A 15581-nucleotide genomic window follows, 5' to 3' on the forward strand; every position below is an offset into this window, starting at 1 on the left:
AAGAAGATGAATCAGGCGTTCCGCCATGGGCACGAAAACGCCCGCCGCGGCTGTGAGCCGGACGGGCGTTCCCATATCCAAATTGTGATCGGGTAAGGATCCCGATCCGAATACAGGCTTCAGGATGCGGGCCAACGAAAAAGCCCGCGCCGGCGAACCGGGCGGGCTGAGTATAATGGCGCTCGAAATATCTTCCAGGCGCTGAGGGGGCATTACATCTAATAGCTGATGAGGCTGGCCCAGCCCATGACCTGACCGGTTGGATCAACAGAGATCAGGGTTTTCTCCAAAGCTGTCCCTAACTTTTTAAGCAGCCTTCACACCCGCCAAAAAGGCGCCGACTTCGTGACTTAGTCGTTCGGAATGCTGCGTCAGTTTTTGCGCTGCATTCAGTACTTGGGATGCTGCGGTGCTAGTCTGGACGGCACCTTCACGTACTGACGATATATTCGTTTTCACTTGCTCTGTGCTGTGAGCTGCCTGCTGCACGTTGCGGGCAATCTCCTTCGTGGCAGCTCCTTGTTCCTCCATAGCTGCGGCGACGGAGCCCGCATACGTGGACATTTCAGTAATCACGCGTCCAATTTCTTGAATATCGCTCACTGCCTCTCGCGTCGCTGCTCTGATTTCGGAAATCCGCTCTCCGATCTCTCCAGTGGCGCGTGCGCTCTGGCCTGCTAACTCCTTCACCTCGTTTGCTACCACGGCAAAACCTCTGCCCACTTCACCGGCCCGGGCGGCCTCAATCGTCGCGTTAAGCGCTAGTAAGTTCGTCTGAGCGGCAATCCCAGCGATGATTGATGCCGCTGACGTAATCCGTTCAGCCGTAGCGTTCAAACGCTGTACGGTCTCGTTAGTACGAATAGCTTTGTCGACAGCTTGCTGTGCAATTTGGGCGGACTGATTCACCTGATATACGATATCTTGGACAGATGCCGACATTTCTTCGCTGGCCGCTGCCACCGTTTGCACGTTCACTGATGTTCTCTCCGCCGCCCCCTCAACGATCACGGTTTGCTGGGTAGATTGCTGGGCTATCCCGGTCATGGAATGCGCTGTGACTTCCATCTCGCTAGCAGCACCTGCCAAACCATGAGATAGCGCCGAGACCTTGTGCTCAAACGTTTTCGTCAGCTCGTCCAGGATTTGCGCGCGCCGCATTTTCGCAGCGTCCTCCGCAGCTTCGGCAGCAGCAAGTCGCTGTGCTTCGATGGCATTGTCTTTGAAAACTTGTAACGACCGCGCAAGCAGGCCCACTTCGTCTTTCCGTGATGTTCCGTCGACCCTCACGTCTAGTTGGCCCGATGCGAGGTGGCTCATCGCTCTAGTCATGACGCTCAGCGGACGAGTAACGCCGAGGGCCACAATGGCCCAAAGCACACCGATGCTTACCGCCAGACCAATCGCAGCAAGGGCTGTAAGTTTCTGAGTCGCCGAATTGGCGATCTCTACCGCCCTGTTTTTTGCTTCATCTAAATTTTTCCTAGTAGCATCGATGCGTTGATTGACCGCCTCGACCACTTTGCGCCGAGCATCCCGCGCCTCATTGTTAGATATCCGAATAGCTTCGGCGTTTTGACCGCTCAAACTCAGGGAATTTGCTCTATCTGCCAACAAAAAGTAATCGCCAAGAAGGCGCCTTGTAATTTCGTGCTTGGATTTGCGCTCTGGGGTGTCCGACATGGCAATTAGGTTCTCGGCGCCGACTAATGCTTTTTGCTTCAAGGCATCATAGCCCTCTTTAAGCTTTTGTATGTCGGCAAGATTTGTTTCGCTTGTGATGCTCTTTTGCCTGAGAGTGGCTTCATCCAGCGACACAGCGACTTGCAGTATCTCTATTGCACGAGCAGCCCTAACATCCACGATTTCCTGAGTATCGTCAGCCAATGACAACAGATTTGAACGAGCGAAAAAAACGACCGCGGCCGAAACTAGAAAAATCAGACATAACGGCAGTGTCAGCTTCGTTAAAAGCGTAAAATTGTTCAAGATTTTCATGACGCGCCGCGAGGGAAAGTACTCGGATTCCATCGCACATCCCTAAGCGCGAGGCCGCCTTGGTTCTGCCATTGATAGCTTAATGAGCGCTTACTGTTTGGATCTTTGCTATAACACGTAGGCTATAGTGAGCCTACAGATTAGTGATTAAATGACACTGTAGGTTGTTCGATCATGATATACATCAGTAGGGATTGTAGGATTTGCCGGTTTGGTAGCCTTATCCACGGTTCGCCTTCGCCATCTACCGCCCGTGGTCCTGAACTGTGTCGCGAAGGAGGTTTCGGCCGCAAAAAAGCCCACCACGGCGAACCGGGCGGGCTTTGAGATCAGGTCGACGCTGCCGCCGATCGGCCGGACCACACCGCAATATGCAGATCTCAGGTTAACGAAAAAGCCCCGCGCGGCGATGCCGGCGGGGCTGAGGTTCGATCCGAGCCTCGGGGGAGAAGCGACCGAATCGGCGGCGATCGTAGCCGGGCTGCGGGCAAAGAAAAGCCCCGGTCAGCGCGTGGCTGCCGGGGCTGAGATGGGTCTATGCACTTGGGGGCCTCGTAGACGCGCGGAAGCGAAGGCGGTTCCGTCAGGGCGCTTCCGTACATGCCACCTCGAACGGCGTTAGAGCGTCTCGCTGGCGCTGCGGCAGATACCCCTGAAGCCAGTTGCACGCTGCCGAGGGTGAAGTGCGGATCTGCGCCGAACCGCATGGGAAGTCGCGTGGGATCGCCACGTTCAGCGTCTGCGCCCGACCGTTGAAGCGCCAGGGCGTGGCGATGGTCTCGGTCTTCAGTACCGTGGGCTGCTCGTTCGGTTGCGACACGCTTTCGATTTGCCGGGCGAATGTCAGGTCGCAGTTGTCGAGGTATACCCGGGTGGCGAGGATGCTGAGCGTACCGCCCCGGGGCACGGGATCGGGCGCGACGTCCACGGACTGCACGACGTAGGGCCAGTGCCAGTCGCCGGCTTGGAAAGCGACGACTGGGCACAGTAGCAGGAACAGAACTGCGCCCGCGATGTGCGCGATCATGAGCAGCCGGCGGCTGAGACGGAACATCATCCTCAGTGTCCTTTCACGAGGTTGTACAGCTCCTTGAGGAAGGGGATCTGCTCCAAGCCCCACTTGGCGAATCCGTATACGGGGATCGCGATCGCCAGGCCGGCTTTCCATGTCGTGCTCCAGATCCGGTGAAAGACCGTGCGGTCGGCTTCGCGGCGGGCGAGCCGGATGAGCGCGGCGAGTTCGTGCTGCTCGAGGCTGGCGAGCGCCAGGATGGTCGCGACCTTCGCCGGGTCCATTTTGGCGAACATCTCGATCATGAACCGCGGGAACCGAACGACGCGATCCGGTCCATGCAGCGACTCGCCGATGTCCTCCTCGCGGAGGATACCGTCGAGGGTGCGCCGCGCCTCGACGCCGGCGGTGAAGCTCTCAACCGGCGGCTCAGTGACTTGGCGTCGCGCGTCCCGTGCTGAGTTCGGGAGATGATCCTCCGACGCATGCAGGCCCCGCGTGACGCTGTCCACGACGGCACGCGGGTCTAGCGGCTTTCTCGGCCGTGCTGGCGACATGATGTTCCCGGGTGGCCATCTTCAACGCTCCGACCGGTTGGGCCGGCTACTTGATCAGACCGCGCTGGGCGAGATCGTCGAGCGCCGGCTTGAGGATCGCCGACGCGCTGGAGTGCTCGTCGAGCGGCAGGGACCGGAAAATCATCCCGGCGATACCCTCAGCGCCCCCGGCCTTGGCGATCGCACGCTGCGGGCTGGTGTTGATGATGTGCTGCACGCCCTCGGCGATCACGGCCGAGCCCAGATGCGGGATCGTGATGGTCTTACCCTTCACGACGCCGGCCACGGCGTTCATCCCATAGGCGGCGCCACCCTGGACCATCGTCTCGACGCGCTGCTTGGACAGAACGAGGGCTGCCCAGGGGGCGACCTTGTAGATGCCTGCCGTAATGGCGCCGGCCGCGATCGGCACAAGGACGTTGGAGACCGCCGGGAGCACGGCCAGGACCCAATCGCCCCACGGCAGCGACGCGGTGTTCGGCGCGGTGATCGCGACCTCGGCCAGGGCGGGCATCAGGGACAGGCAGACACAGGCGAGCGCGAGCGCGCCGAGAAGCAGGCGGTTCATGGAGATCTCTCAGCTGTCGGGAAGTGCACGGCGGGCCCGGCCGGCTCGGGTTTGTGTTCAACGAAACGGGGTTTCGTGAGAGGCAAGCCGGTTTGCGTTAAGCCGGTGAGAAACAAGCCGCCCGAGGAGGTCGGGCCTCAATCGGCCTTGGTGAAGTCGACGTAGAAGGTGTCGCCAGCCTTGAAGTGCCCGACCAAATCGGGGTTCATGACCATCATGTCGAGGGACGCGGACGGCGTGAACTTGGCGAACGTGTTGTCTTCGTCCTTGCCGTCAGCACCGTAGGCTTCGTTCTTGGCAACCGCATGGAATCGCAGCGTCTCCTGCGTCTCGGAATGCCGCTCGACGTGGAACAGCTTCAGCTTGGCGCGCATCTCGGGCATGGGTGTTCTCGCTTCTGAAATGCCGGGTGCCGCCGGCGCGGGTCTCAGGCTCTGACGACGAGCCAGACGAAGGCGACGGCGATGTCGAGCAGGACGAAGCCGATGCCGAGCAGGATCGGCACGGACCCGGCGACGCGCTCGTCGGCCGAGCCCTGGCCGTTTGTGATGGCCGTGCCCCAGGCGATCAGCGCTATACCGAGCGAGAGCAGGATGGCGAGAAGCCACTTCATGCCGCGGCTCTCACGCTGTCGATGGCCGCCCAGCAGGCCGGCCCGCAGATCCCGTCGGCCACGAGGTGGTGTGCACGCTGGTAGGCCCGCAGGGCCGATTCGGTGCCGGGCCCGAACTGGCCGTCCGCCTTCACGCCGATTGCGTTCTGAAGCGCGATGACGTCAGGGCCGCTCGCCCCGCGGCGCAGGGTCGGCCGCTTCTGGGCATCGACCTTCGGGATGAGCGCGCGCACCACGCCGCCGTTCATGGCACCCGCTACCCGAAGTCGGAACGCGGTCATGTCGATGCCGGCCGGGTCGATCTTGCGGCCCTTGGGCGTGCAGTACTCCCGATGAGCCACTGCCATGATCGGGTCGTCCGGTTCGGCGACGCGCTGAATAACGCCTCCGCCCTTCAGGCGGTCCGCTACCACCTTCGCTGCATCTGCGACGCCGCGATCGCCGCGCCCTTCAATCCCGAGCATGTCGCCGCCGTGAAGCGGGAGACCCTGCACTGCGGACGGCAGATGCGCGGCGCGCCCGCGGCCGAGGCGGCGGAGTGATGGCGATGGCCCTGCTCGCCCCCGACGCCCCCGCGCGCCCGTCCACCGTGCGCATCCACGCCGATCTCTACCAGGGCACCGATGAGTGGATCGCGGCGCGCTGCGGCCTGCTCACCGCCAGCGAGATGTCGCTGATCCTCACGCCGACCCTGAAGGCGGCGAAGAACGAGAAGGAGCGCTCGCACCTGTACGAGCTGCTCGCCCAGCGCATCACACGCTTCGTCGAGCCCCGCTATCTCAGCGACGACATGATGCGCGGCCGGGACGACGAGGTCGAGGCGCTCACGCTCTACGCCCGGCACTACGCCGCGACCGAGACCGTCGGCTTTATCACCAATGACCGGTGGGGCTTCACGCTCGGGTATTCACCAGACGCGCTCGTCGGCTTCGATGGCCTCGTCGAGTGCAAGTCGCGCCGGCAGAAGTATCAGGTCGAGACGTTCCTTGTGCACGTCGTTGAACAGACGATTCCAGCCGACTACGCGCTCCAGATCCAGACCGGGCTCCTCGTGTCCGAGCGGTCCTGGTGTGACCTCGTTTCGTACTCCGGCGGTCTGCCTCTTGCTGTGATCCGCGCCTATCCGGACGAGACGATCCAGAAGGCGATCGTCGACGCGGCCGGCGACTTCGAGCAGCGCCTCCAGGATGCCCACGACCGCTACCGCGCCGCCATCGCTGGCGCGATCCCGACGATGCGCATCAACCGGGAGATCATGGCGTGATCGACATCTCGCAGACGGTCGCTCCGAAAAGTGACCAGCTCAATGCCGACGACCTGATCGGCGGCCCGCGCACCATCAGGGTGACCCGCGTCGCCGCCATGAAGGAGCCGGACCAGCCGATCGCGATCTACTTCGAGGGCGACAATGGCAAGCCGTACAAGCCCGGCAAGTCGATGCGCCGCGTGCTCCTGCGGATCTGGGGCCAGGACGGTTCCGCCTACGCTGGCCGGCGCATGACGCTCTACCGGGACGATGCCGTGCAGTTCGGCGGCGTGGCCGTCGGCGGCATCCGGATCAGCCATATGTCGGGGATCTCCTCGGCGATGACGATGGCGCTCACCGAGAAGCGCGCGAGCCGCCGGCCTTTCACGGTCAAGCCGTTGCCGGACGAGCAAGCCCCGAAACGCGAGGACGATCGCCAGTCGGGCCCGAAGCGGACGCTGGAGGACGTGGCGCGCGAGAAGGCCAGGGGCGGTCAAGAGATCTACGACGAGTGGACCGCGCGCCTGAAGCCCGCCCAGGCCGAGCAGCTGGTCGACATCCAAGACGACATCAATCGGCTTCTCGACGAGGCGGATGAGCGCCGGCGTGAAGAAGCGAAATCCGACGACGTCTTCCCGGGCGACACACCGGCCACCGGACAGGCCGCCTGATGGCCGCCGGCACGAGGGCGACACTCGACCTCTCCACTCTCGACCCGCTGCAGCTCGCCCTGGCGGCTGAGACTGCGGCCCGGGCCACGCTGGGCGACGCCGCGATGCTCGGCGCGTGCAGCGAGCGTCAGACCGGCGACGCCACCGCGCGCACGCTGGAACTCGGCCAGGCCCTGGCGATCCTTGCGTTGCTCATGGGCGTGCTCGACGAGAACTGGGACGTGTTCGAGCCGGTGCTGGCAGCCTGTCTGCGTGGGGACCGCGTCGAGGTCGAGGACGCTGCCCCGGAGCGCGCCAGAGGAGACGAGCGGCCTGCGCTCGTGCTGGTGGCGCGATGAGGATCCTCGTCTGCGGAGGCCGCGACCTCGAGCCAGCGCTGGTCTGGAATTGGCTCGAGACCAATGCCCAGGAGGAGTGCGCCGACGCGCTGAACCGCGCGTCGCACAACCTCATCACCCACGTGATCCAGGGCGGCGCCACCGGGGCCGACGCGGGCGCCGACCGGTGGGCCCGGGCGAGCCGCATCCCGGTGCTGTCATTCCGCGCGGACTGGGAGCGCTACGGCCGGCGAGCCGGACCGCTCCGAAACACCCGGATGCTGGTCGAGGGTCAGCCGGATGTGGTGATCGCCTTCCAAGGCGGGGCAGGCACAGCGGATCTGATCCGCAAGGCTCGCTCGATGGAGCTGCCGGTGGTGGAGGCGCAGATATGAAGCCGCTGACCCCACGCCAGATCGCGGTGCTGGCCACAATCCGCGAGGCCGGCGTGTGCCGGATCGCGGTGCGCAAGACGCAGCGCCAGCCCGGATCGCATGGCCGACGGCGGATGGTGCGGCCGCAGCTCAGCGACGAGCCGACGGCCTACCGCGCCGAGTGCGGTGGCCGCCGCCTGCCAATCCGGACCGTCGAGGCACTTCTGTGCCGGGGCGAGCTCGTCCCATTGCGCCGTGGCTGGAGCCTGTGCGTCCGGCTGAAGGCGCGGGACCCGGATCCGGCGACCGGGCGGGCGTTCGGGGAGCGGGTGAGCGCGGGGGAGGGGATATGAGCGCGCCTCTCTACGATCGCGGCCAGTGGGTCGGCGGCCTCGCCGAGTGGGTCGAGGGTGACACGGCATACCTATCGATCGCGTTCACCTGGAAGCTCGACGACGCCTATCAGCGGGCGATCTTCTGGCGTGCGCAAGGCTACCGCGTCCGTGTGGGCGGGCCCGGCATCTTCACCCACAAGCACTACCTAGCGGACGTGGCCGAGATCGGCGGCGCGCTGCCCGGCGGCGAGGCGCTGATCCGGCACAACCCCATGGCGACGATCGCGAGCCGCGGCTGCCCGGTGGGCTGCTGGTTCTGCATCGTGCCGAAGATGGAGGGGAAGGAGTTCACCGAACTGCCGGATTTCCCGGTGCGCCCGGTGCTCTGCGACAACAACCTGTCGGCGCTCTCGCCGGCCTACCAGCAGCACATCGTCGACCGCTACCGCGGGACCGGCGTGCCGCTCCTCGACGCGAACAGCGGCTTCGAGCCGGCCACCTTCGACGACGAGGTGTTCGCCCGGTGGCGGCCGATCAACCGCGGTCCATGGCGGTTCGGCTTTGATGAGACCACCGAGGGCGCCGCCGTCGAGCGCGCGTTCCGGGTGCTCCAGGGCGTCCCGGCTCGGCAGAAGCAGGTCTACACGATGATCGGCCACGAGCCGTTCGAGGTCTGCATGGAGCGAATTCGGCGCGTGATCGCGTGGGGCGGCGAGCCCTACGCCCAGCCCTTCATCAAGCTCAACGCGCTGTCGAAGACACCGGCCGTTCGGCACGATTGGTCGCCTGTGCTGCTGGCCCGGGTCCAGCGCTGGGTGAACAGGCGCGTGTGGCGTGACGTGCCGTTCGAGCAGTACCGGCCCTCGGCCAAGACGAGCCAGGACGCGGCCCATCCGGATCAGATGGAGCTCGTGCCTTGATGCTCGTCGCCCCTGTCCAGCACATCGAGGCGATCGACCGCGCGGAGCTGAACGCGCAGTCAGCTGGGGCGCCCCTCGGCATCCTGGAGAGCGCTGTCGAGAAGTTCGCCCATATTCTTAGATGCTTCTATCGCAAGCCCAAACCCAGGATGGGACTCAAGAGTAGGGAAGAAGGTGATTTCGGTGATGCTTTCGTAAAGCCGCCTCGTCCGCAACGCCTTCGTTTTATCAGTTGTCTCGTCAAATATGGACGGAACTGCCATTATGCTCTCCGATGCCATTTCATGCGACCAAAGGCTGTGGCGGGCATTGTTGATGAGTTGCCAAATGTGCTCCTTGGTTTCACTGGACACCAGCGCCATATTGATAAGCTCTTCTGCGCCGGCAATGCTTTGCTTCATGGCAACGATGCATGTATCGTGCCCCCTCATCGTCAGCTCGTATTTATTAGCATAGATATCTCTGACCAATCGGGGATCAGAGATGTTCTCCTTCATTTCTCCCAAGATGCGGATCGCAACCTTCCTGTAGTGCTTGGCGTCCTTATCGCGCTGGTTAATGAGCCGAATTTCACGACTCAGCCCCCTCACATTATCAAAATTGCTGTTGAGGACCTCGACAAGCGCGATCGCGGATTGCCTTCTGCCGATGCGCACCTGCTTCTCAGCGGATGCAACCTGCATGACGACTCCGCGCCAAGCAAATGCAGCGGCGCCGATTGCGACCAGGGCACCGATCAGAGACTGATAGCGGTTCAACCAATATTCGATGCAACCCCCGACGCCCGGGGTCAGTACCTTGCCCTCCTCGCCTGTTGGCAGGCGGCAAGCCCATACCGTCCAGTCGAATGCTGCCAGGCAGAAGACGGCGGCTACGGCGCCAAGCACTGCCAGCGCAAGCAGCGGCCAGGACTTCGTCATCTCGTGCACTCCCGGCGCCCTCATCGCGCGCGGAGTGGCCAGCCTGCAAGCCACAGCTTCAACAATGCGCCCGCCGAGTAGCCCCATGCCTAACCCCCCGATCACACCCGCCCAGACAGACGCCCTGGCGAAGCTCGCAGAGATCCCGGCCGTAGGGAGTAAGGAACGAGACTTCTGGCTTGAGGCGGCAGAGCAGCACGGCGTCGTGCCGCAGACAACCAGGCTACGGAGCTTCCAAGACAGCGAAGACGCCATCCTCGCCCTCATGTCCGAAGCCCGGAAGCAGGGGCAGCGGGACGCGATGAAGGCCGGCATCCAGGCCGGGCACGACGCTGCGATCAGGGGCATCGACGCGACCGTCCTGAACATGGGCGGGGAGTGCAGCCGGCGGGGCATCCAGGATCCCGAAACAGGCGAGGTGCCATGCGAAGGCGAGGAGGATCGCGGCTGCGCGTGCTCAGAAGCTCTGGAGTTGGGCGACCGGCTCATCAAGAACCTGCGCACCTGCGACGTCGTTAAGATCGCCGCTCTCGCGACGGGAGGCACCCGTCATGGCTGAGCACATCCGGCCGCCCTTGGCCTGGAAGGTTGTCGCATTCATCGACACCAGCCGTCAGGTCGATGGCGAGTTCCCCTATCGCTACGGCCCGCAGGGCTTCGTCGACGGCCATCAGGGCTGGGCCAGCGTCATGGACGCCGAGGGCAAGCAGCTCACCTTCGAGACGCCCGAGGAGGCGCAGGCCTGGATCGACGAGAGGAGTATTGCCCATGGGTGAGCAGAAGCGCCGCGCAGCCGCCGGTCACGTCCCGCCCGAAGGCATGGCGAACGTCTCGGGCCGCCACGTCACCGAGCTCGCCCGCGGGATCATGAACCCGCTGGAGAAGCCCTTCGACGAGGGGATGCAGGCCGACATCGCCGCCCACGTGATGGTGGTCACCGCGGTCGACCTCTGGCGGGCGAACTACGGCGACGCGCTCGTGGCCGAGGCGCTCAAGCGCGCAATTGACCGGCGGCTGGAGATGCCGACCGAATACTGGGGCGGGAAGCGAGGAGCCTGACCATGCACATCGGACGCGTGGCGGGCGCGACCCGCAACCTCGGAGCGCCGACCGACTGGGACCCGGCGAAGGACGGCATCTGCGGCGGCCTGCCGATCCGCGATGAGCCGCACAGCCCGGGCGTGAACCGCATGGTCTCGGCCTGGCTGCCGACGCCGAAGGAGATCGCGCTCATCGCCGCCGGCGCGCCGATCTACCTCGGCGTGCTCGGCGTCGCGCACCCGCCCGTGTCGATGTCTGTCGGCAACCCGCCGGGGGACGATGCCGCACAGGCCGAGGTGAGAACATGACCGCTTTCGCCAAGAACACAGCGGCAGCACACGGCCAGGAAATGACCGGAAACGATCCATTCGGGGCGGAGGCGCCGAACGGAGGCGGAACGGTTTGGGTGTTCGGCGGCCACTTCGCCGAGCCGACGCTCCGGGCCGCTGACGGCTCTTGCTGGCGATCCGCGATCGCTGCGGGGCTCGGCCGACCCACGCACTGGCATCCCGAGATAAAGCCGTTCGCCCCGGCCGACGCACTCGACACCGGGAGGGCAGCATGAGCAAGCAACTCACCTTCACTCTACTGCGGCCGATACGGGCTCGGCCGCGGTGGAGTGGTGCTAAGCCGAGTTATCGGCTGCGCCCTATCCAGCGGACAATTCACTTAGGTGCGCGGCGTCACGACTCCGTCCGGCCTCTCGGCCAATTCATCATTTTCACCGCCGGTAGCACCCTCCGCCGTACCTGGCCGATAGGCGTCGAGCGCCAGGTACGCCTCGGTGTTCGTCAGGCCAACTCGCTCCATGTCGTTGAGGAGCGCGAGAATATCTGCATCGACCGGCTCGCCAGCTTCTTTGCGCGCGATGAGGCCGTTGATCATCGCCAAGTCGTCATTCGGCTCGCCGGCGAGGTCGGTGGTTGTGGTGATGGACATAGCCGGGCTCTCCGAGGTTGGCCCCGTGACCTAGAGCGGAGCCTTTCGCGCGACCACCTGCTGGCCGAGGCACTCGCCATCACGGAGGCGGCATGATCGCGGGCTCGACTCAGGCTTCGAACGCCACGCCGATCTTCCGTCCATCACGCCAGATCGTCGTACATTGTCGATCAATGAAGAGCGAGGCCGCAACGAGCCGGAAATGGCTAGGTAATCCTGATCCAGTCTCGACTTCGAGCAGTGCACCTAGTTCGTTGAGGTTCCAGACGAGGCAATCGACTTCGTTCGGGTTGTTGCCTACGAATATCGAACCTGTTTTGAAGCCATCCCTCCGCAGCTGGCGGCGGCGCTCATCTGGCACTGGTCGCATCCTCGCGCGGTCGAAATCAGACCACGCCATACACGGCTTAACGTGCTGTGTATTTCCCCTCTTTTTCGACATGGCGCTGGCAACATGAGCGCGCCGTTTGACCGAAAGCGCGCTGAGCTTGCCCAGAAGCGCGCCGATGCCGCCCACCCCGAAGACCAGATCCACGCTCATATGAGGAAGCACATGTTCGTCGTGTTCGACCTGGACGGCACGCTCGCCCTCACTGAGCACCGCGCGCACTTCCTCGCCGGGCCCGGGCGGAAAGACTGGCGCGGGTTCTACGCGGCCTGCGATCTGGACGAGCCGTGTCACCCAATCATTCGCACGCTGCTGGCGCTCGATGCCGCCGGCGACGACGTCGAGATCTGGTCCGGCCGCTCCGACGAGGTGCGGGATAAGACCACCGCGTGGCTGAGCGAGCACGGGCTAGGGCACATCGCGATCCGGACGCGGGCCGCTGGTGACCACCGGCCCGACACGGTGCTGAAGGCCGAGTGGTTGGACGAGGGCCGGACGCCGGACCTGATCTTCGAGGACCGGGCGAGCGTCGTCGCCATGTGGCGGGCGCGCGGGATCGTCGTGTGCCAGGTCGCGCCGGGGGAGTTCTGATGGCGCGCGTCGCCGGACTGATGGAGCGGGGAGGGGGCAATGCCGGCTGAAGCGCAACGCCGCCGCGGCATGGTCCTCGTACCGCTAGCATACCGCATCGAGGACGCCGCTGCCGCCATTGGGATCGGCCGATCGACGCTATTCGAGTACATCAAGGAAGGGCGGATCCCGTCGCGGAAGATCGGCAACAGCACGGTCATCCGTCACCGTGACCTGGAGGCCTTCCTCGACGCAGCGCCGCTCTCGGCCGCCACGAAGGACGCCCAGAGGTCCATCAGCTGACGACGCTTCTCAAGGGCGTCCCCGCGGCCATAAGCGAGTTCGACCTCGTCGCCGACCAGATGGGCGAGGGCAGCCTCCGCGATCTCGCGCGGGAACTCGGTCTCGTCCCCAACCCAGTCCCGGAAGCTGGAACGGAAGCCGTGGGTGGTGACACCGTCGACCTTCGCGCGCCGGTATAGCGCCTCGAACACCATGTCGGAGAGCATCCCACCCTTGGTGTTCGTGAACACCAGATCGTCTTGACCAATCGCAGCAAGGCGCGGGGCCAGTAAGTCGAGCGCAGCGCGCGAAAGCGGCACCCTGTGCGTCCGACCGCCCTTCATCCGCTCTGCCGGCACCGTCCAGACCGCAGATTCCAGATCGGCTTCGTCCGCGCGCATGCCGCGGATCTCACCGGACCGCGCGGCTGTCAGGATGAGGAGCTCCAGCGCCCGAGCGGAATCACCAGGGCGCTCGCGCAGGCTCGTCAAGAACGCCGGCACCTCGGCGTAGGGCATGGCGGTGTGATGGCCTCGGGAGAGCTTGCCCGGCTTCGGCAGCGTGTGCTCCAGATGGCCGCGCCAGCGCGCCGGGTTCTCGCCCTCGCGATGACCCTCGACCTTCGCTGCATCCAGGATGCGCTCGATCCGCCCCCGCACCCGCGTCGCGGTCTCCGGCTTCTCGCGCCAGATCGGGCGCAGCGCGGCGAGTACGTCGGGCGTTTCGATCTCGGAAACGGGCTTGACCCATAGATCAGCCGCGTAGGTCGTCAGGGTGTTGCGCCACTGCTGACGATGCTTGGCGTTGCGCCAGTCGGCAGCGCGCGAATCCATGAAAGTATCGGCCACCTGACCGAAGGTCGGGGCGGTCCGCGCCGGCTCCGACTCGGGCAAGGGGGCCGCGGCTTGGCGTGCCTCGACCGGATCCTGCCCTTGCGCGGCCAGTGCCCGGGCCCGGCCCGCCTGCTCCCGGGCCTGCGCCAGCGACACGGTACGCAGCGGCCCGAGACCCATCTCACGGCGCCGCCCGGCAAGCCGGTAGAGGTAGACCCAACGCTTCCCGCCGCCCTCGTCCACGACGAGGTAAAGCCCATCCCCGTCGGCGTGTCGGCCCGGCTCGGTGAGCGTCTGGACGGTCCGCGCCGACAGTCGGTTGATCGCGCGCGCCATCTACCCCACCATTTACCCCACCAACCCCACCAAGATCGGGCTGGATCACGTCGGACCATCTCGGACCGATCCGCCTAGATCGGCTGGCAAGTGGCGGTGACGCAAGAGGGTTTTGCGGACGGCGTCGGACGGGTCTGGACCGGGGTGGACGGTGGCGCGGCGGACACCCCTTCCGCCAACCGTCCGCCAAGCCGCGTCCTCCGCGAAGAGACCGCCCCAAGGCCAGTCAGCGACGGCGTTCAGAAATCGTAGAGCCGCTTGGGATTGTCGACCAGGATCCTGTCGCGCACGGCCCGGTCGGGCACCCATTCCGCGAGCAGGTTGAGCAGGCGTCCATCATCCACGTTCTGCGCAGGCGCCAGCTCCGTCGGCTTACGATCCGGTCGCGGCGTGCTGTCCGGGTGTGGCCAGTCGCTACCCCAAACGAGGCGATCCGGATTTGCCGCGACGAGGGCGCGGGCCAGCGGTTGCACATCCGGATAGTCGGGGCCTCGGGTGGAGGCGCGGTAGGCGCCCGAGAGCTTCACCCAGGCTTTTCCATCGCGCACCAGATCGAGCACATCCGCGAAGCCCGGTTGATCGGGTCCGAGCGCAGCCTGCGCACCCGCGAAATGATCGAACACCACAGGAACGGGCAGCGCCGCCAATTGCTGTTTCAGCGGGCCGATGACGGAGAGGCGGCTGTAGATCTGCAGATGCCAGGGGCGCGACCCGATCTGTTGAACGGCGCTATCGAGCGCCTTCGCGGAGGCTTCGGGGTCGAAGACACCGGCCTGCTCGAGGTTGACCCGGATACCGCGAATCCCCGCCCTGACCAGTGCATCCCGGTGTGACGCCTCGGTGTCCGGCCCGATCACGGCGACCCCCCGGGCACGTTGCGGGCCAAGGACGCGAAGGCCATCCAGGGTGGCGGCGTTGTCGGTGCCATAAACGCTTGGCGTTACGATCACGACGCGGTCGAGCCCGAGCGTATGCTGAAGTGTGAGCAGGCTCTCGGCCGGGTCCACCGGGGGCGTGTAGGCGCGCCCGCTCCAGAAGGGAAACTTGGCAGGATCGGGGATGACGTGGACGTGACTGTCACAGGCCCCCGCGGGGACCTCGAACGCGACGGGCGACTTCACGGTTGGCGCATCCTCATTCCGGGCGGCGCGCGCCGTCGTACCGGTCAGAGTAAGGCCTTGGGCGACGGCAAGCGCCAGCGTCTGTCTGCGTGACAGCATAGGGGTCTCCTCCGGTTTCGGCACCACCTTCTCTGGGCAGGCCGTCCGGATCGGATCACTTGGCCGCGAAAACTGCAACCCGTTCGATGGATTGCCCTTCGCCTGTATCGATGCACGGACCGCATCCGCTACGGTCTGCCGGCGTCATCATCACGTGATACTGATACGACGGCGAGGAGCCGTTTGTATCGCGAGACGTGTCAATGCCGATCGACAGATCCGTGCTCTGAACGAGGCAATGCGGGCGTCGGCGACAATGTGGAAGCTCGCCGGTCACTGTTCTATTGCAACGCCGCTTCCGCACGGTTTGATCAGGCATCGGCGGTTTGTTGCGCGATATGCGGCCGTTCCCGTCGCAGGTCGCATGATCGGCTGTGCAGCCAGTGATAAGGGGATCGCGCTTGAGCGTCGATCGTGCGACGTGTCAGAATGCGCGGATGC

At 64.8% G+C, this 15581-nt stretch carries 26 protein-coding genes; 14 read left to right on the forward strand and 12 right to left on the reverse strand.

The features are described from left to right. Positions 1–306: 306 nt before the first annotated feature. From MKK88_RS20495 to MKK88_RS20525, 7 genes are all read right to left on the reverse strand, one after another. On the reverse strand, positions 307–2031 hold the full coding sequence (locus MKK88_RS20495; protein WP_244002951.1) for a methyl-accepting chemotaxis protein: 1725 nt from the start codon (positions 2029–2031) through the stop codon (positions 307–309). A 550-nt stretch (positions 2032–2581) separates the two neighbouring features. After that, on the reverse strand, positions 2582–3055 hold the full coding sequence (locus MKK88_RS20500) for a hypothetical protein (RefSeq protein WP_244002952.1): 474 nt from the start codon (positions 3053–3055) through the stop codon (positions 2582–2584). A gap of 2 nt (positions 3056–3057) precedes the next feature. Further along, the gene (locus MKK88_RS20505; protein WP_244002953.1) at positions 3058–3522 is read right to left on the reverse strand and encodes a hypothetical protein; all 465 of its coding nucleotides are present in this window, start codon (positions 3520–3522) and stop codon (positions 3058–3060) included. Between the two features lie 91 nt (positions 3523–3613). Continuing rightward, positions 3614–4135 carry a hypothetical protein gene (locus tag MKK88_RS20510; RefSeq protein WP_244002954.1) on the reverse strand — a complete coding sequence of 174 codons (522 nt, stop codon included), beginning with the start codon at positions 4133–4135 and terminating at the stop codon, positions 3614–3616. Positions 4136–4272: 137 nt separating this feature from the next. After that, positions 4273–4518: a hypothetical protein gene (locus MKK88_RS20515; protein WP_244002956.1), complete on the reverse strand. Its 246-nt coding sequence runs from the start codon at positions 4516–4518 to the stop codon at positions 4273–4275. Between the two features lie 44 nt (positions 4519–4562). Next, positions 4563–4748 (reverse strand): hypothetical protein, encoded by a 186-nt coding sequence (locus MKK88_RS20520; RefSeq protein WP_244002958.1) that lies wholly within the window; start codon positions 4746–4748, stop codon positions 4563–4565. Further along, entirely contained in the window at positions 4745–5095 is a 351-nt protein-coding gene (locus MKK88_RS20525; RefSeq protein WP_244002959.1) for a peptidoglycan-binding domain-containing protein, read from the reverse strand. Before MKK88_RS20525 ends, MKK88_RS20520 begins: the two co-directional genes overlap by 4 nt. Here MKK88_RS20525 and MKK88_RS20530 point away from each other — a divergent pair. Genes MKK88_RS20530 through MKK88_RS20560 form a run of 7 tightly spaced genes read left to right on the forward strand, consistent with a single transcriptional unit; the run spans position 5081 to position 8611 of the window. Further along, positions 5081–5290, forward strand: a complete 210-nt coding sequence (locus tag MKK88_RS20530) for a hypothetical protein (RefSeq protein WP_244002961.1) — start codon at positions 5081–5083, stop codon at positions 5288–5290. The two genes, MKK88_RS20525 and MKK88_RS20530, sit on opposite strands and share 15 nt — an antisense overlap. Before the next feature lie 5 nt (positions 5291–5295). Next, on the forward strand, positions 5296–6012 hold the full coding sequence (locus MKK88_RS20535; protein ID WP_244002963.1) for a YqaJ viral recombinase family protein: 717 nt from the start codon (positions 5296–5298) through the stop codon (positions 6010–6012). Then, complete coding sequence (locus MKK88_RS20540) at positions 6009–6665, forward strand: hypothetical protein (RefSeq protein ID WP_244002965.1); 657 nt, start codon at positions 6009–6011, stop codon at positions 6663–6665. The genes MKK88_RS20535 and MKK88_RS20540 overlap by 4 nt, the downstream gene beginning before the upstream one ends. After that, on the forward strand, positions 6665–7003 hold the full coding sequence (locus tag MKK88_RS20545; protein ID WP_244002967.1) for a hypothetical protein: 339 nt from the start codon (positions 6665–6667) through the stop codon (positions 7001–7003). Before MKK88_RS20540 ends, MKK88_RS20545 begins: the two co-directional genes overlap by 1 nt. Then, entirely contained in the window at positions 7000–7377 is a 378-nt protein-coding gene (locus MKK88_RS20550; protein WP_244002969.1) for an SLOG family protein, read from the forward strand. Before MKK88_RS20545 ends, MKK88_RS20550 begins: the two co-directional genes overlap by 4 nt. Then, on the forward strand, positions 7374–7709 hold the full coding sequence (locus MKK88_RS20555) for a hypothetical protein (RefSeq protein WP_244002971.1): 336 nt from the start codon (positions 7374–7376) through the stop codon (positions 7707–7709). Before MKK88_RS20550 ends, MKK88_RS20555 begins: the two co-directional genes overlap by 4 nt. Continuing rightward, positions 7706–8611 (forward strand): hypothetical protein, encoded by a 906-nt coding sequence (locus MKK88_RS20560; RefSeq protein ID WP_244002973.1) that lies wholly within the window; start codon positions 7706–7708, stop codon positions 8609–8611. Before MKK88_RS20555 ends, MKK88_RS20560 begins: the two co-directional genes overlap by 4 nt. Before the next feature lie 59 nt (positions 8612–8670). Here the strand turns inward: MKK88_RS20560 and MKK88_RS20565 are convergent, their stop codons facing one another. Next, the gene (locus tag MKK88_RS20565) at positions 8671–9531 is read right to left on the reverse strand and encodes a hypothetical protein (protein ID WP_244002975.1); all 861 of its coding nucleotides are present in this window, start codon (positions 9529–9531) and stop codon (positions 8671–8673) included. Positions 9532–9736: 205 nt separating this feature from the next. Here MKK88_RS20565 and MKK88_RS20570 point away from each other — a divergent pair, with 205 nt between their 5' ends. From MKK88_RS20570 to MKK88_RS20590, 5 genes are read left to right on the forward strand one after another with little or no spacing between them, the layout of a single operon-like run. Further along, the gene (locus MKK88_RS20570) at positions 9737–10090 is read left to right on the forward strand and encodes a hypothetical protein (protein ID WP_244002977.1); all 354 of its coding nucleotides are present in this window, start codon (positions 9737–9739) and stop codon (positions 10088–10090) included. Beyond that, positions 10083–10307, forward strand: coding sequence for a hypothetical protein (locus MKK88_RS20575; RefSeq protein WP_244002979.1), 225 nt, complete (start codon positions 10083–10085; stop codon positions 10305–10307). Before MKK88_RS20570 ends, MKK88_RS20575 begins: the two co-directional genes overlap by 8 nt. Then, a complete protein-coding gene (locus MKK88_RS20580; protein WP_244002981.1) occupies positions 10300–10590 on the forward strand; it encodes a hypothetical protein in 291 nt (96 codons plus the stop codon). Before MKK88_RS20575 ends, MKK88_RS20580 begins: the two co-directional genes overlap by 8 nt. Positions 10591–10592: 2 nt before the next feature. After that, positions 10593–10880 (forward strand): hypothetical protein, encoded by a 288-nt coding sequence (locus MKK88_RS20585; RefSeq protein WP_244002983.1) that lies wholly within the window; start codon positions 10593–10595, stop codon positions 10878–10880. After that, a complete protein-coding gene (locus MKK88_RS20590) occupies positions 10877–11137 on the forward strand; it encodes a hypothetical protein (protein WP_244002985.1) in 261 nt (86 codons plus the stop codon). The genes MKK88_RS20585 and MKK88_RS20590 overlap by 4 nt, the downstream gene beginning before the upstream one ends. A gap of 104 nt (positions 11138–11241) precedes the next feature. Here the strand turns inward: MKK88_RS20590 and MKK88_RS20595 are convergent, their stop codons facing one another. Together MKK88_RS20595 and MKK88_RS20600 are read right to left on the reverse strand one after the other, a co-directional pair. After that, complete coding sequence (locus tag MKK88_RS20595; protein ID WP_244002986.1) at positions 11242–11511, reverse strand: hypothetical protein; 270 nt, start codon at positions 11509–11511, stop codon at positions 11242–11244. A gap of 109 nt (positions 11512–11620) precedes the next feature. Continuing rightward, positions 11621–12052: a hypothetical protein gene (locus MKK88_RS20600; RefSeq protein ID WP_244002988.1), complete on the reverse strand. Its 432-nt coding sequence runs from the start codon at positions 12050–12052 to the stop codon at positions 11621–11623. 12 nt (positions 12053–12064) lie between these two features. On the opposite strand from MKK88_RS20600, the gene MKK88_RS20605 reads away from it, so the two are divergent. Then, entirely contained in the window at positions 12065–12490 is a 426-nt protein-coding gene (locus MKK88_RS20605; RefSeq protein WP_244002990.1) for a hypothetical protein, read from the forward strand. A gap of 69 nt (positions 12491–12559) precedes the next feature. After that, on the forward strand, positions 12560–12772 hold the full coding sequence (locus MKK88_RS20610) for a helix-turn-helix domain-containing protein (protein WP_244003050.1): 213 nt from the start codon (positions 12560–12562) through the stop codon (positions 12770–12772). Here MKK88_RS20610 and MKK88_RS20615 read toward each other — a convergent pair. After that, entirely contained in the window at positions 12694–13920 is a 1227-nt protein-coding gene (locus tag MKK88_RS20615; protein ID WP_244002992.1) for a tyrosine-type recombinase/integrase, read from the reverse strand. The two genes, MKK88_RS20610 and MKK88_RS20615, sit on opposite strands and share 79 nt — an antisense overlap. Positions 13921–14159: 239 nt before the next feature. Further along, positions 14160–15140, reverse strand: coding sequence for an amidohydrolase family protein (locus MKK88_RS20620; protein WP_244002994.1), 981 nt, complete (start codon positions 15138–15140; stop codon positions 14160–14162). Between the last annotated feature and the right edge of the window lie 441 nt (positions 15141–15581).

This window comes from Methylobacterium sp. E-005 (assembly GCF_022829725.1).
Lineage (GTDB): Bacteria > Pseudomonadota > Alphaproteobacteria > Rhizobiales > Beijerinckiaceae > Methylobacterium.